The organism is Microbacterium sp. CCNWLW41 (assembly GCF_037083505.1).
Genome location: NZ_JBAOJP010000003.1, coordinates 445,411 through 467,285, shown reverse-complemented (window position 1 = coordinate 467,285; position 21,875 = coordinate 445,411). Strand labels below are relative to the sequence as shown.

At 71.4% G+C, this 21,875-nt stretch carries 20 protein-coding genes and 1 tRNA gene; 6 read left to right on the top strand and 15 right to left on the bottom strand.

All coding sequences use genetic code 11. The features are described from left to right. Positions 1–33: 33 nt before the first annotated feature. Positions 34–1,368, bottom strand: a complete 1,335-nt coding sequence (locus tag V6R91_RS13875; RefSeq protein ID WP_336395768.1) for an FAD-binding oxidoreductase — start codon at positions 1,366–1,368, stop codon at positions 34–36. 102 nt (positions 1,369–1,470) lie between these two features. Here V6R91_RS13875 and V6R91_RS13870 point away from each other — a divergent pair, with 102 nt between their 5' ends. Together V6R91_RS13870 and V6R91_RS13865 are read left to right on the top strand one after the other, a co-directional pair. Then, on the top strand, positions 1,471–2,202 hold the full coding sequence (locus V6R91_RS13870) for a response regulator transcription factor (protein ID WP_067245551.1): 732 nt from the start codon (positions 1,471–1,473) through the stop codon (positions 2,200–2,202). A 10-nt stretch (positions 2,203–2,212) separates the two neighbouring features. Continuing rightward, positions 2,213–3,838 (top strand): sensor histidine kinase, encoded by a 1,626-nt coding sequence (locus tag V6R91_RS13865; RefSeq protein WP_336395767.1) that lies wholly within the window; start codon positions 2,213–2,215, stop codon positions 3,836–3,838. A 32-nt stretch (positions 3,839–3,870) separates the two neighbouring features. Here V6R91_RS13865 and V6R91_RS13860 read toward each other — a convergent pair whose 3' ends face one another. From V6R91_RS13860 to V6R91_RS13840, 5 genes are all read right to left on the bottom strand, one after another. Next, the gene (locus V6R91_RS13860) at positions 3,871–4,683 is read right to left on the bottom strand and encodes a hypothetical protein (RefSeq protein ID WP_336395766.1); all 813 of its coding nucleotides are present in this window, start codon (positions 4,681–4,683) and stop codon (positions 3,871–3,873) included. A 71-nt stretch (positions 4,684–4,754) separates the two neighbouring features. Continuing rightward, positions 4,755–5,603: a hypothetical protein gene (locus V6R91_RS13855; RefSeq protein WP_336395765.1), complete on the bottom strand. Its 849-nt coding sequence runs from the start codon at positions 5,601–5,603 to the stop codon at positions 4,755–4,757. 255 nt (positions 5,604–5,858) lie between these two features. Then, positions 5,859–6,896, bottom strand: a complete 1,038-nt coding sequence (locus tag V6R91_RS13850; protein ID WP_336395764.1) for a ribose-phosphate diphosphokinase — start codon at positions 6,894–6,896, stop codon at positions 5,859–5,861. A gap of 9 nt (positions 6,897–6,905) precedes the next feature. Further along, entirely contained in the window at positions 6,906–8,336 is a 1,431-nt protein-coding gene (gene glmU / locus V6R91_RS13845; RefSeq protein WP_336395763.1) for a bifunctional UDP-N-acetylglucosamine diphosphorylase/glucosamine-1-phosphate N-acetyltransferase GlmU, read from the bottom strand. A gap of 1 nt (position 8,337) precedes the next feature. Beyond that, positions 8,338–8,409 (bottom strand) — tRNA-Gln (locus V6R91_RS13840). Between the two features lie 128 nt (positions 8,410–8,537). Between V6R91_RS13840 and V6R91_RS13835 the strand changes: the two genes are divergently transcribed. Then, the gene (locus V6R91_RS13835; RefSeq protein WP_231820365.1) at positions 8,538–9,047 is read left to right on the top strand and encodes a MarR family winged helix-turn-helix transcriptional regulator; all 510 of its coding nucleotides are present in this window, start codon (positions 8,538–8,540) and stop codon (positions 9,045–9,047) included. A 10-nt stretch (positions 9,048–9,057) separates the two neighbouring features. Here the strand turns inward: V6R91_RS13835 and V6R91_RS13830 are convergent, their stop codons facing one another. Then, positions 9,058–9,543 (bottom strand): hypothetical protein, encoded by a 486-nt coding sequence (locus V6R91_RS13830; protein ID WP_271061042.1) that lies wholly within the window; start codon positions 9,541–9,543, stop codon positions 9,058–9,060. Between the two features lies 1 nt (position 9,544). Further along, on the bottom strand, positions 9,545–10,870 hold the full coding sequence (locus tag V6R91_RS13825; RefSeq protein WP_271061043.1) for a hypothetical protein: 1,326 nt from the start codon (positions 10,868–10,870) through the stop codon (positions 9,545–9,547). 161 nt (positions 10,871–11,031) lie between these two features. Between V6R91_RS13825 and V6R91_RS13820 the strand changes: the two genes are divergently transcribed. Next, complete coding sequence (locus V6R91_RS13820; protein WP_271061044.1) at positions 11,032–11,613, top strand: hypothetical protein; 582 nt, start codon at positions 11,032–11,034, stop codon at positions 11,611–11,613. Between the two features lie 24 nt (positions 11,614–11,637). Further along, positions 11,638–12,576: a pseudouridine synthase gene (locus V6R91_RS13815; protein ID WP_336395939.1), complete on the top strand. Its 939-nt coding sequence runs from the start codon at positions 11,638–11,640 to the stop codon at positions 12,574–12,576. On the opposite strand, the gene V6R91_RS13810 is transcribed toward V6R91_RS13815, so the two are convergent. The 4 genes from V6R91_RS13810 to V6R91_RS13795 form a co-directional block, all read right to left on the bottom strand. Next, positions 12,539–13,225: a DedA family protein gene (locus V6R91_RS13810; RefSeq protein WP_271061046.1), complete on the bottom strand. Its 687-nt coding sequence runs from the start codon at positions 13,223–13,225 to the stop codon at positions 12,539–12,541. The two genes, V6R91_RS13815 and V6R91_RS13810, sit on opposite strands and share 38 nt — an antisense overlap. 87 nt (positions 13,226–13,312) lie before the next feature. Further along, positions 13,313–13,972 (bottom strand): methionine ABC transporter permease, encoded by a 660-nt coding sequence (locus tag V6R91_RS13805; RefSeq protein WP_067245513.1) that lies wholly within the window; start codon positions 13,970–13,972, stop codon positions 13,313–13,315. Further along, positions 13,972–15,009 (bottom strand): methionine ABC transporter ATP-binding protein, encoded by a 1,038-nt coding sequence (locus tag V6R91_RS13800; RefSeq protein ID WP_271061047.1) that lies wholly within the window; start codon positions 15,007–15,009, stop codon positions 13,972–13,974. Before V6R91_RS13800 ends, V6R91_RS13805 begins: the two co-directional genes overlap by 1 nt. An 87-nt stretch (positions 15,010–15,096) precedes the next feature. Further along, positions 15,097–16,005 carry a MetQ/NlpA family ABC transporter substrate-binding protein gene (locus tag V6R91_RS13795; protein WP_336395762.1) on the bottom strand — a complete coding sequence of 303 codons (909 nt, stop codon included), beginning with the start codon at positions 16,003–16,005 and terminating at the stop codon, positions 15,097–15,099. A gap of 168 nt (positions 16,006–16,173) precedes the next feature. Here V6R91_RS13795 and V6R91_RS13790 point away from each other — a divergent pair, with 168 nt between their 5' ends. Next, the gene (locus V6R91_RS13790; RefSeq protein WP_336395761.1) at positions 16,174–17,100 is read left to right on the top strand and encodes a L,D-transpeptidase; all 927 of its coding nucleotides are present in this window, start codon (positions 16,174–16,176) and stop codon (positions 17,098–17,100) included. A 33-nt stretch (positions 17,101–17,133) separates the two neighbouring features. Here the strand turns inward: V6R91_RS13790 and V6R91_RS13785 are convergent, their stop codons facing one another. From V6R91_RS13785 to V6R91_RS13775, 3 genes are all read right to left on the bottom strand, one after another. Beyond that, the gene (locus V6R91_RS13785) at positions 17,134–18,846 is read right to left on the bottom strand and encodes a Na+/H+ antiporter (protein ID WP_336395760.1); all 1,713 of its coding nucleotides are present in this window, start codon (positions 18,844–18,846) and stop codon (positions 17,134–17,136) included. Between the two features lie 329 nt (positions 18,847–19,175). After that, positions 19,176–19,820, bottom strand: a complete 645-nt coding sequence (locus V6R91_RS13780; protein WP_271061051.1) for a TetR/AcrR family transcriptional regulator — start codon at positions 19,818–19,820, stop codon at positions 19,176–19,178. 73 nt (positions 19,821–19,893) lie between these two features. Continuing rightward, positions 19,894–21,717 (bottom strand): ABC-F family ATP-binding cassette domain-containing protein, encoded by a 1,824-nt coding sequence (locus V6R91_RS13775; protein WP_271061052.1) that lies wholly within the window; start codon positions 21,715–21,717, stop codon positions 19,894–19,896. Positions 21,718–21,875 lie beyond the last annotated feature (158 nt).

Below are 21,875 nucleotides of genomic sequence, written 5' to 3'. Positions count from 1 at the left end.
GCGGTCCCGCCCTGGGCGGAACCGCCCCGACGCTCAGGCCCCGCCCTCCGGGACGATGTTGTGGTTGCGGGAGAAGAGGTTCTCCGGGTCCCACGTGCGCTTGATCCCCCGCAGCCTCTCCCACGCCGCCGGTGCGAACAGCTGCTCGGCCAGTCCCGGGATCGGGTCCGCGATGAAGTTGCCGTACATCCCGGATCCCCGTGCCGCGATCTCCGCCCAGTCCGCGCGGACCCGCTCGCGTTCCCCGTCGTCGAGGAACTGCGGCATGTCGAAGGCCCCGGCCATCACGAACATGGTCGCGTCGCGAGCCGGGAAGGGGGTGTCCTCCTGCGCGACATCGGCGAAGGCGCCGCCGAGCGAACGGAGGAAGACGACCGAGGCGGGATAAGCGGCCCGGAACGCGACGAGGCGGTCGATCAGATCGTCGTCCACGACGCGGGCGAGCATGTTCCCGCCGACGAACCCCGGCATCTCCTGCCCGGTCTCGTCCACCCCCGGCATCTCCTCCAGGATGTCCGCATAACGCACGCGCCGAAGTTCGCCCTCGACGCCGGAGACCGCCCGCAGAGGGGCCAGCGCCCGCTCCGCCGCGGCGGTGTCGTCACCGGCCCACACGACGACGATCGACGCGCCCGCCGGGGCGCTCGGATCCATCGCCGGCACGTCCATGTACGACGCGGTCAGCTCTCGCGGCGCGTCGGCCAGCAGGTCGCGGAGCGCGCGCAGGGCCGGCCGAGGATCCTCCGGGACGGTGAGAATCCCGTGCACCGCACCGGGCAGCGCGTGAGCGCGGAAGTCGAAGCGAGTGACGACGCCGAAGTTGCCGCCGCCGCCCCGCAGCGCCCAGAACAGGTCCGGGTGGTCGTGCGCGGTGGTCTCCACGATGTCGCCCGTCGCCGTCACCACCTGCGCGCCCACGAGCTGGTCGACCGCGAGGCCCCATGCGCGCACCATCAGCCCGATGCCGCCGCCGAGCGTGAGCCCGCCGACGCCGACCGACCGGGTGTCGCCGGAGCTGATGGCCAGCCCGTGTGGCGCCAGCGCCTCCGCGACGGCGCCCCACGTGGCGCCGCCCCCGATGCGCACCAGCGTCCCGTCGACCTCGACGTCGTCGAGGTCGCGGAGGTCCAGCGCGAGGCCGCCGGGAAGACGCGCCCAGGCGCTGTGTCCGCCGCCGCGGACGACAACGGGTGTCGCCGACGCCGCGGCGATCCGCACCGCGGCGGCGACGTCCGACGCATCCACCGGGCGGACGATCGCATCCGGCTCCCCTCGTCCGGAGTGGAACGCACGCGCCTCGTCCCACCCGGTGTCCTTCGCCGTGAGCACGGTTCCGGAGACGTGATCCTGCAGTTCTGCGGGGTTCATTCCGCCGACACTAGGGCGGGCCACCGACATCCCTACGGACGCCGGTCCCCCGGTCCGGCCGCTCTCATAGGAAACACATAGCAGACCGAGGAGAATGGGGGCATGAGCGACCACTCGCATCCCGACCTCCGCCGCCCCGACGGCAGTCCCCTCCGCATCCTCGCCGTGGACGACGAGCCGATGCTCACGGACCTCCTCTCGATGGCACTGCGCATGGAGGGCTGGGAGGTGCGCACCGCCGGCTCCGGGCTCGAGGCCCTTCAGGTGGCCCGGGAGTTCGGCCCCGACGCTTTGGTGCTCGACGTGATGATGCCCGACCTCGACGGGATGGGGGTGCTCAAGCGCCTGCGCGAGTCCGGGAACATGGTGCCGGTGCTGTTCCTCACGGCCAAGGACGCGGTGACCGACCGGATCGCCGGGCTCACCGCCGGCGGCGACGACTACGTGACCAAGCCGTTCAGCCTGGAGGAGGTCGTCGCGCGGCTGCGGGCCGTCATCCGGCGCAGCGGCGGCGCGGCCTCGGACGCGGGCGACTCGGTCCTCCAGGTCGGCGACCTCACGCTGAACGAGGACAGCCACGAGGTCATGCGCGGCGACACCGAGATCGAGCTGACCGCGACCGAGTTCGAGCTGCTGCGCTACCTGATGCGCAACGAGCGCCGGGTCCTGTCCAAGTCCCAGATCCTCGACCGGGTGTGGAGCTACGACTTCGGCGGACGCTCGAGCGTCGTGGAGCTGTACATCTCGTACCTGCGCAAGAAGATCGACGCCGGGCGCACCCCCCTCATCCACACCGTCCGCGGCGTCGGCTACATGATCAAGGCGCCGCAGTGAGCCGGACCCGATGACCCCGGTCGACAGCCCCGAGCCGCCGCGGCGTCCGCTCACGCTGCAGACGCGGCTCATGGGCGCAGTGATCGGGATCGTGTCGCTGATCCTCGTGATCGTGGCCATCGTGACCAGCGTCTTCCTCGGGCGGGCCCTCGAGGACAGCCTCGCCAACCAGCTCCGCACCCACACCGACCGACTGGAGCAGGTCGCCCAGATCCGCTCCGGGATGTCCGTGAGCGCCCCCAGCGCCAGCACGATCCTCGACCAGCAGCACGTCCAGCCCGGCCTCCTGCTCGTCGTCATCCCCACGGAGGGCACGCCGCCCGACGGCCTGATCGTCACGGCCGACTACCAGGGTACGACGGTCGGCCAGGAGCAGATCGTCCGCGCCGTCGCGGCACTGCGCACGGGCAACAGCACGGCGAGCCTGGGCGAGCTCGGCTCCTACCAGCTCGACGCCGTGCAGGTCCCCTCCGTGCAGCTCGTCTCGGGAGGGCGCACGGAGGCGTTCACGATGATCGTAGGGCTGCCGCGCAACGACATCCAGAAGACGCTGTCCACGCTGTTCACGGTGATCGCGCTGGCCACGGCAGGCGGGCTCATCCTGCTGGCCGTCACCACCGCCATCACGATCCGGGTGAGCCTGCGGCCGCTGCGTGCGGTGGCCGCGACGGCGAACCGCGTCGCGAACCAGCCGCTCGACCGCGGCGACGTCTCGATCCAGGAGCGCGTCCCCGCCATGGAGGCCGACCCGAGGACCGAGACCGGGCTGGTCGGCGCGGCGCTGAACACCCTCCTGGATCACGTCGACACCTCGCTCGCGGCGCGGCAGCGCAATGAGGAACGGATGCGGCAGTTCGTCGCCGACGCCAGCCACGAGCTGCGGACCCCCCTCGCCTCCATCCGGGGGTACTCGGAGCTGTCGCTGCGGTCGCTGCGGCAGAGCCAGGGTCCGGCGGCGGCCGAGACCGCGCACACGGCGCTGGAGCGCATCCAGGCCCAGTCCCTGCGGATGACCCGTCTCGTCGAGGATCTGCTGCTGCTGGCCCGGCTGGACGAGGGCCGCGAGCTCGTGCACACGCCGGTGGACCTCACCCGGCTCGCGATCGAGGGCGTGGAGGACGCACGCCCGACCGCACCGGACCACGAGTGGGAGATCGACGTCCCGGCGGAGCCCGTGGAGGTGCGGGGGGATTCCGGCCGTCTGCAGCAGGTGATCGCGAACCTGTTGGCCAACGCCCGCACGCACACGCCTGTGGGCACCCGCATCGTCGTGCGGCTCGGGACGGAGCCTGCGCACGCCGTGCTCCGCGTCCTCGACGACGGTCCCGGGATCGACGCCTCGGTGCGCGACGAGCTGTTCGCCCGTTTCGCCCGCGGCGACCGGTCCCGCACCCGCGCGACCGGCGGCACGGGGCTGGGCCTGGCCATCACGAAGGCGATCGTGGAGGGACACGACGGCACCATCGAGGTGGCGAGCGAGCCGGGCCGCACGGAGTTCCTCATCCGCCTGCCCCTCGCGCATCCCGCTCCGGATGCCCCTACCCCGAACGCCCCGGCTCCGGACGCCACGAGCCCGGAGTCCGCGAGCGGCGACCACGTCCTCCCCGGGCGCCCGTCATCTGACCTCGCGCACTGAGTCGAGACGGCCGGGCGAGCGCCGGTCGTGTCCTATGACCAGGGCGAGAGGGAGAGGGTGATCCGGTACTCGGCCTCGTCGGGAACGACCGGGATCTCCCCTTCGGGGACGAACTCAGAGCCGACGGCGTTGAAGATGCAGGACTCCTCGAGGCTCCCGCCGGCAGGGATCCCGAGCGTCGGAACGCTGCAGGCGGCGAAGAGCACGCCGTCCGCGTAGCCGCCGATCAGGATGTCGGCCTGACCGGTCGGCTGCGTCAGACCGGACGCGATCACGGCCCGGAGGATCCCGTCCTCCACCTCCACGCCCTGCAGCGACAGCGCACCGGCGAGCGGCGCAGGCGCCTCCTCGGCGACGGTCTGGTCGATCACGAACCGCGCGGCTTCCGGAAGGTCCGTCTGGAGGGCGACCGAGAGCATCCCCTCGCGCTGGTCCGGAAGCCAGGAGATGTTGGTCGGCGATCGCTCGAGGATCCTGCCCTCGGCGTCGTACGCGGTCACGTCGAAGGAGAAGGAACCGGACAACGGCGATTCTCCGTCATAGCGCACCGGGGCGTAGAGGGTCGTGAAGGCGTCGTCCGACACCCAGCGCGTCAGCGCGAGCTCTTCGACCGTGAACACGGAGTTCACCAGGACCTGGACGCCCTGCGCGGTCAGCGGCTCCTGGGTGTAGCCCGGCGCCGCGCCGAGGGGATCGGGCGGGGGCGTCGTCGCGTCGGGCGTCGGCGTCGAGGACGACGCGGGAGCAGACGCCCCCTGCGCGTCGGCGAGCAGTTGGAGCGTCCGCGCGCCCAGGCCGATCGTCGCCGCCAGGAGCACCGCTGCACCCACCGCGAGCGCGAACATGAGGGGCCGGCGCCGAGGGAGGGCCAGTGTCCGTGCGGGCGGACCGGAAGGAGGCGGAACCGGAGGTGTGCTCATCGCGGCCGCTCCAACTCGAAGAACGCTTCATAATCGGCGTCGGCGGGGATCTCGGTGAACTCGGCGGGGTCCCCCTTGGTCGCCAGATACATCGACAGCGTGGCTCCGAACTCGCCGGCGGCGGGGATGTCAACGACCGTCTGCCCGACGGCGAAGATCTCGTCTCCGCTGAACCCGACCACGTACACGTCGGCGAGCGGCGCCGGTCGGTCGAGCGTGGACACGAACTGGGCCTCCACCCGTCCCTCCGCGGCGCTGCGGACGTCCTTCAGCTCCACGGTGCCGGCGGCCACGGTCTCGGTCTCTCCGCCGCGGGTCTGCTCCATCAGGATCCGCGACACGCCGGTCAGGTCGCGTGGAAGGATGCCGGTGAGCAGGGAGCGCTGCCCGGGGAGCAGGTAGGCGCTGGTGGGGAAGCGGGCGACGATCCCGCCCTCGGCGTCATATGAGGTGACGTCGAAGAACGCGTCGATCGCCGTCTCGGCGCGGTTGACGATCACGGCGTGGACACTGCTGAACTCGCCGGTCGGCGCCTTCGCCATCACGACGCCGCCGATCTCGAGATCGGAGACCACGCCGATCTCGAACCCCTGCACCTCCTGCAGGTCCGGAACGGGGATCGACACGGTCGGAGACGGCGTCGGGGAGGCGGTCGGCGCCGGCCGCGCCGCATCCGCCCGCGCCCCGGACAACGCCAGCACGGCGACGCCGAGGCCGAGAGTCGTCGCGAGCAGCACGCCGCACGCGATCGTCAGTGCGAGAAGGAGCCGTCCGGGACCGCCAGGGCGTCCCGGTCCGGCGGCGTCCCCCCTCGCATCACCTTCCGGTGCTGCAGACGCGACCATGGGACGATCGTAGCCACCGACCGCCGTCCCGCCTAGCGGCGACCCGCCCGCCCGTGTCCCGATTCGCACACCAGATCCCGATCCACGGACGAACCGGTCGAATTCGAGTGCAGATCGGGACGGCGTGTGCAGATCGGGGCCCGACCGTTCCGCGGCCCACGGTCCGATCCGCACACCAAGATCCGATCCGCGGGCGAATGGACAGAATTGGTGTGCAGATCGGGACGGAGTGTGCAGATCGGGACGGAGCCGTGCCTAGGCGTCGCCGCCGAACATGCTCGTGACGGAGCCGTCCTCGAAGACCTGGCGGATCGCGGTCGCCAGCAGCGGCGCGATCGGGAGGACCGTGAGCGTCGGGAAGCGACGGGACTCGGTCAACGGGATCGTGTCCGTCACGACGACCTCGTCGATCGCGGAGTCCTGCAGTCGGTCGGAGGCCGGGTCGCTGAAGACCGCGTGCGTCGCGGCGACGATGACGCGGCGGGCGCCGTTGGCCTTGAGCGCCTGCGCCGCCTTCACGATCGTGCCGCCGGTGTCGATCATGTCGTCGACGAGGAGACACGTGCGGCCCTCGACGGTGCCGACGATCTCGTGCACGGAGACCTGGTTGGCGACCTTCGGATCCCGGCGCTTGTGGATGATGGCGAGCGGTGCGCCGAGGCTGTCCGACCAGGTGTCGGCGACCCGCACTCGGCCCATGTCCGGCGACACGATGGTGAGCGTCTCGCGGTCCTCCGCGGTGAGGTTCCGCTCGAAATGGTCGAGCAGCACGGGCTTGGCGAACAGGTGGTCGACCGGACCGTCGAAGAACCCCTGGATCTGCGCGGCGTGCAGGTCCACGCTCATCACGCGGTCCGCGCCGGCGGTCTTGAGCAGATCCGCCACGAGACGGGCGCTGATCGGCTCCCGACCGCGCCCCTTCTTGTCCTGACGGGAGTACGGATAGTACGGGGCGACGACGGTGATGCGCTTGGCGGAGGCCCGCTTGGCCGCGTCGAGCATGATGAGCGTCTCCATGAGCCACTCGTTCACCGGCTCTCCGAAGGACTGCACGATGAACAGGTCGCAGCCGCGGATCGAGACCTCGAAGCGCGCGTAGATCTCGCCGGAGGCGAAGGTGCGGTGCTCGACGGGGGCGATCTCGGTGCCCAGCGCATCGGCGACCTGGCGAGTGAGCTCGGGGACCGAGCGCCCTCCCGCGACGACGAGCCGCTTCTTCGTCTTGGCGATCAGGCCGGGCGCGATGCCGTTGTCCCGATCCAGCTCGACCGTCTTCTTCTTGCTGCGCCCCATCGGACCCGCCTATTCCGCCGAATCGGCCCGCGCGGCGGCTTCCGCCGCCGCCGTGCCTGCCCTGTTCTTCTCGACCCACCCCTCGACGTTGCGCTGAGGGGCGACGGTCATGGCCAGGGCACCGGCGGGGACATCCTTGCGGATGACGGCGCCCGCACCCGTCTTCGCGCCGTCCCCCAGCCTAACGGGCGCGACGAGCACCGTGTGCGCGCCAGTGTGCACCTCGTCGCCGATCTCCGTGCGGTGCTTGTTGACGTCGTCGTAGTTGGCGGTGATGGTGCTGGCGCCGAGGTTGACCCCGCGCCCCACCGTCGCGTCGCCGACGTAGGAGAGGTGGGGGACCTTGCTGCCCTCGCCGATCTGCGCGTTCTTCGTCTCCACGTAGGCACCGATCTTGCCGTTCGCGCCGAGCACGGTGCCCGGGCGGAGGAAGGAGAAGGGCCCGACGGTGGCACCGGCGCCGATCACGGCGAGGTTCGCGTCGGTGCGCCGCACCGTCGCGCCCTCCCCCACCTCGCAGTCGGTCAGGGTCGTGTCCGGGCCGATGGTGGCGCCCTCCGCGACGACCGTCGCGCGCAGCAGCTGCGTGTTCGGCAGGATGGTCACGTCCGGGGCGAGCGTCACCTCGTCGTCGATCCAGGTCGTGGCAGGATCCAGGACCGTCACGCCCTCGCGCTGCCAGCGGCGCACGATCCGGTCGTTGAGCGTGCGCGCCGCCTCGGCGAGCTGGACGCGGTCGTTGATGCCGAACGTGGACGGGACGTCGGCGGTGACGGTGGCCGAGACCCGCTCGCTGTCGCCGCGCAGCAGCGCCACGACGTCGGTGAGGTACATCTCGCCCTGCGCGTTGTGCCGCTCGACGCGCGAGAGGGCCGAGCGCAGCAGCGGCGCGCGGAAGACGTAGATCCCCGCGTTGATCTCCGTGACCGCGGCCTCCTCGGCGGTGGCGTCGCGCTGCTCGACGATGCGGGCGACATGTCCGTCGGCGTCGCGGATGACGCGACCATAGCCGGTCGGATCCGGAACGACCGCGCTCAGCAGCGTCGCTGCGGCCGTGGCCGCCCGGTGCGCGTCCACGAGCTCACGCAGCGTGTCGGCCTCCAGGAGCGGCACGTCGCCGGAGAGCACGAGGACGTCGCCGACGAACTCCGTCGGCAGGGACTCGAGCGCGACCTGCACCGCGCGCCCCGTCCCCGGGACCTCGTCCTGGTCCACGAACACGACCCCGGGATAGGCGTCCGCCAGCGCGGCCACCACCTGATCGCGCTCGTGGCGCACGACGACCTCCACGTGCGCGGCGCCCAGCCGGGAGGCCGTGGCCAGGACGTGCCCGACGAGCGGACGCCCGCCGATGGGGTGGAGCACCTTGGGCAGGCGCGAACGCATGCGCGTCCCCTGGCCCGCTGCCAGGACGATGATGGCGAGGTCGTTACCGGTCATGCTCCGCCGCCAGGACTCGAACCTGAACCTCACAGCTCCAAAGGCTGTCGTGCTGCCATTACACCACGGCGGACCGCGGCCGCCCGGGCCGCCCGACAAGTCTGCCACGCGCCGACGCCGCTCCCCTGCGCGAACACCGGGGAAACAGTCCGCGGGACCCGGGAGAACCGGCCAGCGGGCCGCGGGCGGGATAATGGGCGGATGAGCACGGACGCGGCCGCACAGGGCGACGAGGTCGATCGGATCGTGGCGGCCTGGGACCGTCAGCGCCCCGACCTCGACTTCTCGCCGCTGGAGGTCCTCTCCCGCGTCGACCGGCTCTCGCACCACCTCGACCGCGCGCGTCGGGACGTGTTCCGCCGCAGCGACCTCGAGGCGTGGGAATGGGACGTGCTCTCGGCGCTGCGTCGCGCGGGGGCGCCGTTCCAGCTCTCGCCGAAGCAGCTCATGCAGCAGACCCTCGTGACGAGCGGGACGATGACGAACCGCATCGACCGCCTCGTCGGACGCCGCCTGGTGAGACGCGAGTCCGATCCCGGCGACGGACGCAGCGTCCTCGTCACGCTCACCGACGACGGGCGCGTCCGCGTGGACGCCGCGATCACCCGGCTGGTGGACGCCGAGGCGACGCTGTTGTCGGCGCTCTCCCGCGGCGACCGCGACCGCCTCGCGGCCCTGCTGCGAAAGCTCAGCCTCAGCTTCGACCTCTGAGGGCGGCCCCTCAGTACCCCTGACGCGGCGCGGGATCGATCTCGGGTCCGCTGGAGGCCGCGGGCAGACGCACGGTGATCTCGCCCGACACCGACGCGTCCGCCAGGCCGTACTTCAGCACGACCCGGTCGAGGTTCACCCGCCCGCCGTCCGGTGTGATCGTCATCCTCCTCGGCTGCAGCCCGGCGAGGAACTCGTCGGCGGAACGCCGGGCGCCCGACGGGGTCCGCTCCCACGCCCGGTACAGCTGCGCCGGTGCGGACGCCTCGTTGCGCAGCGCGGAGGCGATGGCGTCCCGCGAGATCCGGTCCGGGATCTCCAGCCGCTCCAGGACGACGTCGAGCCCGTCGATGAACGACTGCGTCAGACGGTCCGGGTGGTCGATCTCCAGACGGACCGGCAGGGGCGTGCCCAGGAAGTCGATCTCGGTGTCCATCCACCCGCCTCCGGACCCGCCGTCGAGTTCGATCGGCCCGAGGACTCGGCTCTCCCACATGTCAGACTCCCACCTCGGTCGTCAGCGCTTCGTCCGCCAGGAGCTCGGCGACCTTCTGCTTCGCGGAGGCGTCCGCCGAGAAGTAGTCCTCGACCGTCGCGTCGAACAGCGAGCGTCCGCGGCTGTACTCGGCCGAGGTCAGCTCGAGGCAGCGCGCGGTCAGCGTCCACAGCGCGGTCGCCGACGTGTGGGTGCCCTGATAGACGCCCACCAGGGAGCTGCGCGGGGTCGGGTTCGATCCCGGGGGGCTCCCCAGCGCGGTGTGGGCCTCGGCGAGCGCCTCGTCGACGAGGACCATGTGGCTGGAGGCGGTCGAGGACAGCGTCCGGTCCATCTGCATCGTCCCGTCCGTGGCGGGGATGTCTCCGAGCGAGACGGCGTCGAGGTTGTAGTCCGCGATGTTGCCGTGGATCGTGTTCATCGCCTCGGTCATCGCGTCGTTCAGGGCCCTCTCCTGCGCCGTGATCGACTCGTTCAGCTTGTTCAGCGCCTCGGCCGTGGACCTGTAGATGCTGCTGTAGGAGTTCCCGGAGATCTCCACGGCGGCGTTCTCCGAGACCTTGGCCACGGCCGTCGTGATCCCGGCCGCCACCGTGGCCAGCGCCCCGACGGCGACGCCGAGCCCGGTCGGTGCGGTCACCACCGCGGCGATGGCCGACACGACGGCCCCCGCGACGGAGAGCTGGAACTTCGCGTTCTCGGCGGCGGCGGTCTCCGCCTGCGTCTTCCATGCCTTGCGCGCGTTGTCGCAGATCGTCGCCACGTCGTTGCGGACCGCGGTCCACATCGCGGCCTGCGCGGAGTAGTTCGCGTGCAGGATGACGTTCGCCTGAGCCAGTCCGCTCTGGATCGTCGAGGTCTTCGTGCAGTACTTCATCAGGAACGGGGCCACGAACAGGCCCTTCATCTCCTGGACGGCACCGTACACCTTGTTGTTCGCGTCGGAGATCTCACCGCTGTTCTGCACCGAGGGCCCGGCTCCGCCGCTGCCGAGGATCGCGGCCGCCGCGGCGTTCTGCCCCTGCGGCCCTTCCGCGGCCGATCCCGTCGGCAGCCCCTTCCAGCGCTCGACGAGACTGTCGATCGCCGAACGGATCTCGTCGAACTGCGCCTCGCACGTCACGCCGTCGCCGTAGCCGACGCTCTGACCGCCCCCGCTGCCGTCCGCCGCGGGCCGTCGGTACTGGTAGGGGGCCCAGCCCCACTTGTTGTAGGACCAGTCCGCGTTGCCCCAGGTGGGGTCGAAGTCCTGATCCGCCATCCAGCAGTCGATCGCCGCCTTCTTCATCTGGCCGATGATCGTGTCGAGTTCGCCGTAGGTCGCCACCGCACATCTCCCTGCATCGTCGTCCGGGGAGCCCGTCGCTCGTCGTTCGCCCGATGAGGACGGATCGAAGAGCACGAGAAGCGCGACTCTCCCCCCGCAGGTAGAGTAGTCCACGCCCTGCGGCATGTCGGGCACGCCCCCAGAAGTTTCGAGAGCGCCTCATGTCTGACGACACCATTCTCCCGGCCGCATCCGACGCGCCTTCGCGGGTCCGGTCACGCACGGCGACGACCGCCATCTGGCTGTCGTCCGCGGCCCTGCTCCTGTGCGCCGCCCTGGTGATCCCGTACCTCGCACCGCGCAACGTCGTCTTCGGGATCCTGTTGCTGATCGCGGCCGCGGCCGCCGTCACAGGGCTCGTGCTCGGCATCCGTGCCCGCCGTCCTCGCGCCGCCCTGGTCTCGGCGATCGTCGCGCTGGCCGTGGACGTGGCGCTGCTCGCCGTCTTCCTCTTCGGTCTCGCCGCGCTGTCCGCCCCGCATGACCAGGTCGAGCTGCGCGGACAGGGCCCGGGCACGCTGTACGCGACCTTCTCCTCCGAGGGCGAGTCGGACACGATGACCTGGCCCTCCGACGGCGGATACAAGAGCTTCCCGACCACCGGCTCCTGGGCGGAGCTGACCGTCGAGGCCGCACGCGAGGACGCCTCCGCGCAGGTCGAGTGCCAGATCCTCTGGAACGGCGAGATCGTCGTGGAGGAGACGGGCACGGGCACGGTCACCTGCCGCTACGACGCACGATAGCCCGGCGACGGTCGACCCATGGGCATGGCGTCCCCGCTCCCCGTCCGCGACGGTGTCGGCGCCACCCGCCTGCGCGTCCCCCGCACCGGCCCGTGGCCGACGATCGCCGACTACATGGTCGAGCGGTTCTTCCACCTCGACCCCGAGCGGCTCCTGCGGCGCTTCGACCGGGGCGAGATCGTCGCGGCGGACGCCTCCGCGCTCACGCGGGGCACCGCCCTCGGCGCGCACGACTTCGTCTGGTACTACCGCGAGCCGCCCGTCGAGCGGGAGATCCCGTTCCAGGAGGAGATCCTCCACGTCGACGACGACCTCGTGGTCATCGACAAACCGCATTTCCTGCCGACCACCCCGGGCGGCAAGTACCTGCAGAACTCGGCGCTGGTCCGGCTGCGCAACCGCCTGGAGAACCCCGAGCTGACGCCGATCCACCGTCTCGACCGCGCCACCGCGGGCCTGCTGATGTTCTCCGCCCGCGCGCAGACCCGCGGCGCGTACCAGCTCCTGTTCGAGCGGCGCGAGGTCGAGAAGGTGTACGAGGCGGTCTCCGCCCTGCCCGCGGACTGGGACCCGACGCGCCCGCGGCTGGCGGGTCACGAGTTCCCGATCGTCTACCGCAATCGGATCGACAAGCTCCGCGGCACCGTCACGGTCCAGGTGGACCGGGAGGGCGAGCCGAACGCCGAGACGCGGATCGAGCTGATCGGGTTCGACGACGCGGTCCTGCACACCCGCCTTCGCCCGCACACCGGACGCATGCATCAGCTCCGTGTGCACCTCGCGGCGCTCGGGGCGGGAATCCTCGGGGACGGCTTCTACCCGGACCTTCTCCCGGAGGCGCCGGACGACTTCGCGCACCCGCTCCAGCTGCTCGCCCGGGAGCTGCGCTTCACCGATCCGCTCACCGGCGAGGACCGCCGGTTCGTCACCCGACGAGCTCTGAGCGCCGCTCCCCGGCGCTGACCGTGCCGGCCGCGTCGGCGGCCTCCGCCGCGCCGTCGTGGCGCTGCAGGATCCGCCGGACGAGCCGGGCGACGAGGTCGACGGCCAGACCGAGGATCACCGAGATCACGACGCCGACCACGGCCGCGAGGACCGGCGAGTGCCCCAGCCAGCTCGCCGCGAACACGGACAGCAGGATGCTCATCGCCGTCCAGCAGACCGCCGCGAGCAGGCTCAGCGGCAGGAAGCGCCGGTACGGCAGCCGGGTGGCGCCGGCGGTCATGTTCACCGCGACCCGCCCGACGGGGATGTAGCGAGCCGTCAGCAGCAGCATCGCCGGGCGGGCATGCACCCGGGCCCCTGCCCACTCCAGCGCCTTCTGCACGCGCGGCCGGCGCAGCCACGCCCAGCGCGCGAGCCCGAATCGGCGGCCGAGGTAGTAGGCGATGCTGTCCCCCGCCGCGGCGCCCAGCGCGGCCGCCGCGATGACCCCGGCCGCAGCGTACGGCGCTCCCCCGGCCGCCGTGCCCGCCGACAGCATCAGGGTGAGCGCCCCGATCACGACGGTTTCGCTCGGGATCGGAGGGAAGAAGCCGTCGATGAGGCAGAACGCGAAGACCACCAGGGGCAGCCACGGCGTCGTCAGGAGCGCGGGGAGGAGGTCGGCCATGACACCACGGTACGAAGACGCTCCCCCGCCCCTCGTCCTCCTGCGGTACCGTCCGACCCCCTACGGGAGGATGATCTTCGCCCCGCGTCAGCGCCGCATCACGACGCGGGCGAGCCAGGTTCCGAGCGTCTGCACCAGGTGGACGAAGACGACGATGAGCACGATCGCGGCCCACATCACCACGGGCTCGAACTGGCGGAAACCGTACGACTGCGCGAAGTGGCCGAGCCCGCCCGCACCGAGCGCGCCCGCCATCGCCGTCATGTCGATGATGCCGACGACGATGAAGGTGTACCCGAGGATCAGCCCGCCCAGGGCCTCCGGGATGGCGACGGTCGCGAGGATCCGCCAGGGGCCCGCTCCCATGGCGCGGGCCGCCTCGATCACCCCCGGCGACACCGCGAGGAGATGCTGCTCCACGATGCGCCCGATGGCGAAGGACGCGGCCAACGACAGGGCGAACGCGGCCGCGTTGATGCCGATCCCGCTGCCGATCACCGCCCGGGTGAGCGGCTGGATCGCCGCGATGAAGATCACGAACGGGATCGGGCGGAAGAAGTTCACCAGGAGGTTGAGGATGCCGTAGACGACGCGGTTGCGCAGCAGTCCGCCCGGACGTGTCGTGTACAGCCCCGTGCCGATCACGCCGCCGAGCAGCCCGCCCGCCACGAGGGCGATCGCGACCATGTACAGCGTCTCGGCCGCCGCGGTCCAGAACTCGGGGGCAAGCTCGATGAGCCGGTCCATCAGCGCACCTCCCCGATCTCGGTCACGTCGACCCTCTCGGCGATCGCCGCCAGAGTGCGTCGCAGTACGGCCTCGTCGCCGCGGATGGCGAGCGTGAGGTGCCCGAACGCGCGGCCGCGGATGTCGTTGATGCCGCCGTAGACGAGCTCGAACTCCAGCCCGGCCTGGGCGAGGTCGACGAAGACCTGCGCCTGGGAGGCGGAGCCGTCGCGGAACGAGAAGGTCACGAGTCGGCCCGCGTGCCGCTCCCGCAGTGTCGCGATCTCGGCCGGCGAGGGCACGCCCTTGATCACCGTGCCGACGAAGCGTTGCGAGGCGGGGTTCTGCGGGTCGGAGAAGACCTGGAAGACGTCGCCCTTCTCCACGACGCGTCCGTTCTCCATCACGGCGACCTTGGTCGCGAGCGTCTGGATCACGTCCATCTCGTGGGTGATGATCACGATCGTCACGCCCTGCTCCTCGTTCACCCGACGAAGCAGCGCGAGCACCTCGTGCGTCGTCTGGGGATCCAGGGCGCTGGTGGCCTCGTCGGCGAGCAGGATCGCGGGGCGGGTGGCGAGCGCGCGCGCGATGCCGACGCGCTGCTTCTGGCCGCCGGAGAGCTGCTCCGGGTAGGCGCGGGCCTTGTCGCTCAGGCCGACGAACGCCAGCAGCTCGCTCACCCGGGCGTCGATGTCCGCCTTCGACCAGCCGGCGAGCTTCAGGGGGTAGGCGACGTTCGCCCGCACGGTCTTCGAGGAGAACAGGTTGAACTGCTGGAAGATCATCCCGATGCCGCCGCGCAGCGTCCGAAGCGCCTTCTCCGGCAGCGTCGTGATGTCCGTGCCGTCGACCACGATCGAGCCGGAGGAGGCCGGCTCCAGGGCGTTGATCAGGCGTACGAGGGTGGACTTGCCCGCCCCCGAATAGCCGATGATGCCGAAGACATCGCCCTTCTCGATGTCGAGGGACACGTCGTCGACCGCGGTCACGGCGGGGGCGTCTCGCTGCGGCGACGGGTAGGACTTCGTGACGTTTCGCAGACTCACGATCGGCATGGTGGTGCTCCGGTGTGCTTCGACAGGACGAATCGGGCGACGCTCGTGGCGCCGCCCGATTCTCTCATTGCGCGGGTGGGACCGCGGTCAGCCCTTGTGGGCCTTCACGTCCTTCTCGACCGTCGTCAGCGAGGCCTGCAGGTCCTCCGCAGGCGTCTGCAGCGGCACGCCGGTGTTGCCCGAGGACTCGAGCAGCCCCTTCTGCACCGCCGGGTCGGTCTGGAAGATCTCGACGAGCTTCTTGTAGGTCTCGTTGTCCTTGTCCTCCGCGCGCGCCGCGAAGATGTTCACGTACGGCAGCGCGTTGGCGTCCTGCGGGTCGTCCTGGGCGATCGCGTCCTCGAAGGAGAGACCGGCCTGCTCGACGAAGTCGTTGTTGATGATCGCGGCGTCCACGTCCGGGAGGGAGGTCGGGATCAGCGCGGCCTCGAGAGCCGTGACGGCGACCTTGGACTTCCCCTCGTCGACGTCGGCCAGGTCCGAGAAGATCGTCCCGCCGCTCTTGAGCTCGATGAGCCCGGCCGACTGCAGGACGAGGAGGGCGCGCGCCTGGTTGGAGGCGTCGTCCGGGACGGCGACCTTTCCGCCCTCCGGGATGTCCTTCACGTCGTCGTACTTCTGCGAGTACAGGCCCAGCGGGTAGATCGCCGTCGAGCCGATCGGCTGCAGGTCCTCGCCCGAGGCGACGTTGTACTGCGCGAGGTAGACGATGTGCTGGAACTGGTTGAGGTCGAGGTCGCCCTCGGTGACGGCGGGGTTGGGCTCCTCGTAGGACGTGAAGTCCTTCAGCTCGACGGTGATCCCCTCCTTCTTCGCGGCGGCGACGAAGGCGGGCCACTGGGCGTCGCTCTTGCCGACGACGCCGATGGTGACGACCTCGTCGGGGGCGGAGCCGTTCTCGGCACCGGCGGAGCCGGACGCGCAGCCGGCGAGGGAGACGACGAGCGCTGCGGCCGCGGTGGCGGCGGCGAGCACGGAGGTGAGACGACGGGACATGGCTGTGGGTTCCTCTCTCGGGGGACTCAGACACGGTAGATGCGGGATCCGGTCCCGTCCGAATCCGGCCGTCACACGGCGTCACAGCGAGCGCGGCGGGGGCCCCGCGCGCCGTGCAGGGGAACACCGCGGTTGCCGCACGGAGGCCGCCCGTCGGAGGATGGATCCGTGGATGCCGCTGACCAGACTGTCGACACCCCGCCCCGCCGCCGCTTCGGACGCCGCGGGTGGGTGCTCGTCGCCCTGATCGCGGCGCTGCTGGTCGCCCTGCTTGCGGTGCTGCTGTGGCCCCGCTCCGCCGAGCCCGTGACACACCCGACGCCGAAGCCCACGGCGTCCGCGTCCGCGACCCCCACGCCGACCTCCGCCGCTCCCGCCGGATTCCCCGCGAACAACATCGCGTACGACACGGCGACCCTCCCCCAGGCGGACGTGTTCGCCGTCATCCCGGCCCTGCCCGTCGATCCGACGCCCGACGCGCCGTTCCTCGGGCTGACCGCCCGGGTGACCGGGGAGGCGGCACCCGTCTGGGCGGACCCCCTCGGGCCGCCCGTGGCCGCCCTCCCCCGCGACTACACGTTCGACGGCACCACGGTCGCCGTGGTGGAGCGTCAGCAGAACTGGGTCCGGGTGCTCCTCACCGGTCGCCAGGCCCTGCCCTCCGGCGGCAACGCCGGCCAGATCACGGGGTGGCTGCGTGCGGCCGACGTCGAGCTCGCGCCCGCCGAGGCCGTCGTCGAGGTCAGCCTCTCCGCCCGCACCATCGAGATCGTCCGCGGCGGCGCGCGCGAGACGATCGCGACGGACTTCGGCTCCGGCATGGCGGAGTCGCCCACGCCAGTGGGCCGGTCCTTCATCATGATGACCCGTACCGTGCCCGAGTTCGAGTACACCCGGGGTCACCCCCTGGTCTACCTGTCGGTGCAGTCGCCGACGCTGGACGGCTTCGGCGGCGCCGAGGCCGCCGTCACGGCGTTCCACTATCACGACGATCGCACCGGGGCGAACTCCAACGGCTGCCTGCGGGTGGACGAGGCCGCGATCGCCAAGCTGGCGGAGCTCCCCCAGGGCACCGGGGTGTTCATCCGCCCCTGACCGACGTGCCGACGCTGCCCGGTCCGCGCGCCCTCAGGCCAACTCTTCGACGCCTCGCAGCCTGACCTCCTCCAGATCCAGTCGCGCCGAGACCCGGCGCACGACCAGATCGTCCACGGTGCCCGCCCGGCGCAGTCCCCGCAGCACCTCGCGCTTGCGGTCCAGCATCGCCAGCTTCAGCCGGGTGTGCTCCTCGTGGCGCAGGATCGGCGAGCGCTGCCGCAGGTCGACGTCCGTGGACGAGGCGATCATCTGCAACGGCGTCGCCTCGACCGCGGCGCCGGTCGACGCGGCCAGCGGATCCGGCTCGTCGAGGAGCACGTCCAGCGCCTCCGCCTCGGCATCGATGAGCGCCTGCTCCCGCGCCATGGTCCTGGCGTTGGCGAGCTCGAGCATCTGGTACCCCTCGAATCGGATCCGGTCGCGCACCTCGTCGCTCACGCCGTGCTCGCGCGCCAGGTCGTCGAGAGCCGTGAGCGCGGCACCGGAGATCGTCCTCTCGGCGAGCTCGTACTCCTCGTCCTCGGTGTGATCGACAGGCAGACGTGCCCAGCGCACCACCGCCGGCAGGAGGGGGCCCTGCACGAGAAGGCTCAGCAGGATCACCCCGGCCGTGACCACGATGACGTCCTCCCGTCCGGTGAGGGCAGCGCCGTCGGATGTCGTCAGGGGCACGGACAGCGCGATGGCCAAGGACACTGCCCCTCGCATACCCGCCACCGTCGAGACCAGCCGCGCCCGACCGCGAACGCCGGTCGCCGGCCGAGGACCGCCGGAGCGCAGGAACGGGACGCTCAGCCATTGGAAGAGGTAGCGGACGACGAACAGGGTCGCCCAGACGGCGAGGGTGACGAGCGCGAGCCGGCCGATGCGTGCGAACGGAACCTCGTGGACGACGTACTGGACCTCCAGCCCGATGAGGACGAACAGCGCTCCGTTGAGCAGGAACACCCCGAAGGGCCAGGCGGCGTCGGCCTGGCGGCGCGAGGCCGCCGTCGTGATCTGCGGCAGGACGTACGCGACGACGAGACCGGCGACCACCACGGCGAGGACCCCGGAGGCGTGCACGAGCTCGGCCACGAGGAAGGCGGCGAACGGGACGAGCAGGAGCGTGAGGTTGATCGCGAGGGTGGACCGGATCCGGCGCAGCGCCATCGCGGCCGCCCCGGCCACCGCCGCGCCGGCGGCGATCCCGCCGAGATAGGACACGATCACGGTCCCGGTGACCGACCACGGCGTGATGCGCCCACCGGTCGCGACCGTCACGGCGATCGCGTACAGCACGAGCGCGGTGCCGTCGTTGGTGAGGCTCTCCGCCTTGAGCTTCATGAACATGCGGTGCGGCAGAAGCCGTCCGAGCGCGGCGACCGCGGTGGCGTCGGGCGGCGCGACCGCGGCGCCGAGGATGAGGCCGATCTCCCACGGCAGACCGAGGAGCACGGCCGCTCCCGCCACGGCGAACGCGGACGCCACGACCAGCAGCGTGCTCATCGGCAGGATGTGGCGGACATCGCGGCGGATGGAGCGCAGCGACGTGGTGAGGCTCTCCCAGAACAGCATGACGGGGAGGAACAGGAGCAGGACCGTCTCCGGCGGGAGCTGCACCTGCCGCAGCGCCGGGACGAAACCGAGGAGGAGCCCGAGCACCACGAGGACCAGCGGCAGCGCGAGGCGCAGCCGTGGGGCGAGCAGAGTGCCGACGAGGATCGTGAGTCCGAGCAGGACCGTGATCTCGAGACCTTCCATGTCCACCTCCGGAGGCGCGGGCCATCGGGCGTCCGGGGTCCGGACGATCGCGGCGTCGAGGGGCGGGCGCGGCGAGGCCCGCGGGGGTCTCAGCGTCCGACAGGGTCACGGTATTCCCTGCGACGCGGTCACGACAGGGGCGGGCGGGGCCCGCGCATCGTCCGACCGTGCACGGGCCCAGGTCCGGCGCGAGCGGTCATCCCCCTGACCGGCTCCCCCGGACTTCGCCCCCAGTGGAGATAGACGGTCGTCTATCCCGTCCGTCGAGCGTAGACGCCACCGAGCGACGACGCAACCGCGCAGGACCGCCGGCGCGTCCGCGTCGGATCTCAGTCGGCCCTCTCCGCCACGGTCAGGTGCGTCAGAGCGTCGCGGACGACCGCCTCCGCGTCGCCGATCCCGATCCCCGCGAGCGCTGCTCGGACGAACAGGGGCTCATGACGGGGGCGGAACGTGTCCGGGAACCGACTCGCCGGGAGGAACCCCTCCAGGACGATGACGAGGTACTGGACGGCGTCGTCGATCGGCATCGTGAGCGTGTATCCCTCCCGCTCGACCGCGCCGCGCAGCCTGCCCTCCAGCATCTCCGCCATCGTGCGACGCATCGGCGCGACCCGGCGGCTGTCCACGGACAGATCCTGGAAGAGCAGCATGGCCGCCGCGACGACCGGATCGCGGTGGGCGGCCGCCGCCGTCCCGCCCATGACCGCCACGCACGCGCGGACGGGGCTCTCGGGGAACGCCTCCTCCGCGGCGCGGACGATCTCGGGCGCGTGCGTCACGACGTGACTCATCATGGCGTCGATGAGCGTGTCCTTCGTCGGGAAATGGTGGCTGAAGGCGCCCTTGGTGAGCCCGATCCGCTCGGCGATCCGAGAGAGCGACGCGGCCGCATAGCCGCGCTCCAGGAACTCCTCCGCGGCGGCGGAGAGGAGGCGGGCTCGGGTCACGTCGGCAGGGCTCCCGGTGCTCATCCGCTCCACTGTAGCGAGCGGCGCACCTCGCGGTGCAACCGGGATATTGGAACCGGGTCCAGGAATCGCGCCCTCAGCCGAGCTGCTCGGTCAGCGCGAACCAGCGCTCCTCGAGCTCTGTCACCTCCGCCTCCTGGGCGGAGATCTCCTTCATCCGCTCGCCGAGACCGGCGTAGTCGGACTGGTCGTGCTCGGCCAAGGCGTGCCTGGCGGCATCGATCTGGGCCGCGAGCTTCTGCATGCGCCGCTCGAGCGCCGAGACCTCCTTCTCCGCCGCCCGGCGCGCCGCGCCGTCGAGGGCCGTCGCCGACGCCGGCGCCTCGTCTCGCTTCGCTCGCTCGACGACCGAGGCTCCGGCGGCCTGCTCGCGCTCCCGCAGACGCAGGTACTCGTCGACTCCGCCGGGAAGATGACGCAGGCGCTGGTCGAGGATCGCGTACTGCTGATCCGTCACCCGCTCCAGGAAGTAGCGGTCATGGCTCACGACCAGCAGCGTGCCCGGCCACGAGTCCAACAGGTCCTCGATCGCCGCGAGCATGTCGGTGTCCATGTCGTTCGTCGGCTCGTCGAGGATCAGCACGTTCGGCTGGTCGAGGAGGACGAGCAGCAGCTGGAGTCGCCGCTGCTGCCCGCCGGACAGATCCTTCACCGGGGTGGACAGCTGCGCGGAGGAGAACCCGAGCCGCTCGAGGAGCTGGCCCGGCGTGAGCTCGGCGGCCTTGGATCCGGTCCCGAACGTGTACGTGGTCCGCAGGCGCCCGATCACCACGCGCACGGGGTCGTCCCAGACCTCCGTGAGCTCGTCCAGGCGCTGGGTCAGCGTGCGGACCTGGACCGTCTTGCCGTGCTTGACGCGCCCCGAGGTCGGCGCGAGGGTCCCGGCGACGAGTCCCAGGAGCGTGGACTTCCCCGCGCCGTTGACGCCGAGGATCCCGGTGCGCTCCCCCGGCGCGATCCGCCACTCCACGTCACGCAGCACGGTCCGCTCCGGGCTCAGGTCGGTCGCGGGATACGTGACGCCGGCGTCGACCAGGTCCACGACGTCCTTGCCCAGGCGCGTCACCGCGAGCGACTGCAGCGCGACGCGGTCCCGGATCTCCGGCACGTCCGCGATGAGGGCGTTGGCCGCGTCGATGCGGAACTTCGGCTTGCTCGTCCGCGCCGGGGCGCCGCGACGGAGCCACGCGAGCTCCTTGCGGGCGAGGTTCTGCCGCTTGGCCTCGGTCGCCGCCGCCATGCGGTCTCGCTCGACCCGCTGCAGGATGTACGCCGCGTACCCGCCCTCGAAGGGCTCGACGATCCGGTCGTGCACCTCCCAGGTCTCCGTGCACACCTCATCGAGGAACCACCGGTCGTGGGTGACGACCAGGAGCGCGCCCTGGTTCGCCGCCCAGCGCTTCCTCAGGTGGGCCGCGAGCCAGGTGATCGCCTCGACGTCCAGGTGGTTCGTGGGCTCGTCCAGCGCGATGATGTCCCAGTCGCCCGCCAGCAGCCGCGCGAGCGCCACCCGGCGCCGCTGGCCACCGCTGAGCGCCGCCACGGGAGCCGTCCATTCGAGGTCGCCGACCAGGCCGTCGATGACGTCGCGGACCCGCGGGTCCCCCGCCCACTCGTGCTCCGGTACATCGCCGACGATGGCCGCGGCGACGGTCAGCGCGTCGTCGAGGACGTCGGCCTGGTCGAGCACGCCGATCCGCGTTCCGCCGCGGACCGTCACCCGGCCGGCGTCGGGATCGAGGCGACCGGCGAGCATCGCCAGGAGGCTCGACTTCCCGTCGCCGTTGCGTCCGACGATCCCGATGCGATCCCCCTCCTCGACCCCGAGGGTGACGGAGTCGAAGACGATGCGGGTGGGGAATTCGAGGTGGAGGCCTTCGGCCCCGAGGAGATGTGCCATGTCTTTACCAGGGTAGACGGCTCCGCGCGCACGTTCCGCGCCCGCCGGGAGCGGGCTCGCACCCCTCGTCGTTCTTGAGGATGTCGCCCCGGACGGCGGAGGATCCGCCATGCCTGCATTCCAGGTCACGGATGAGTCTCTCTTCGAACATCTCTTCG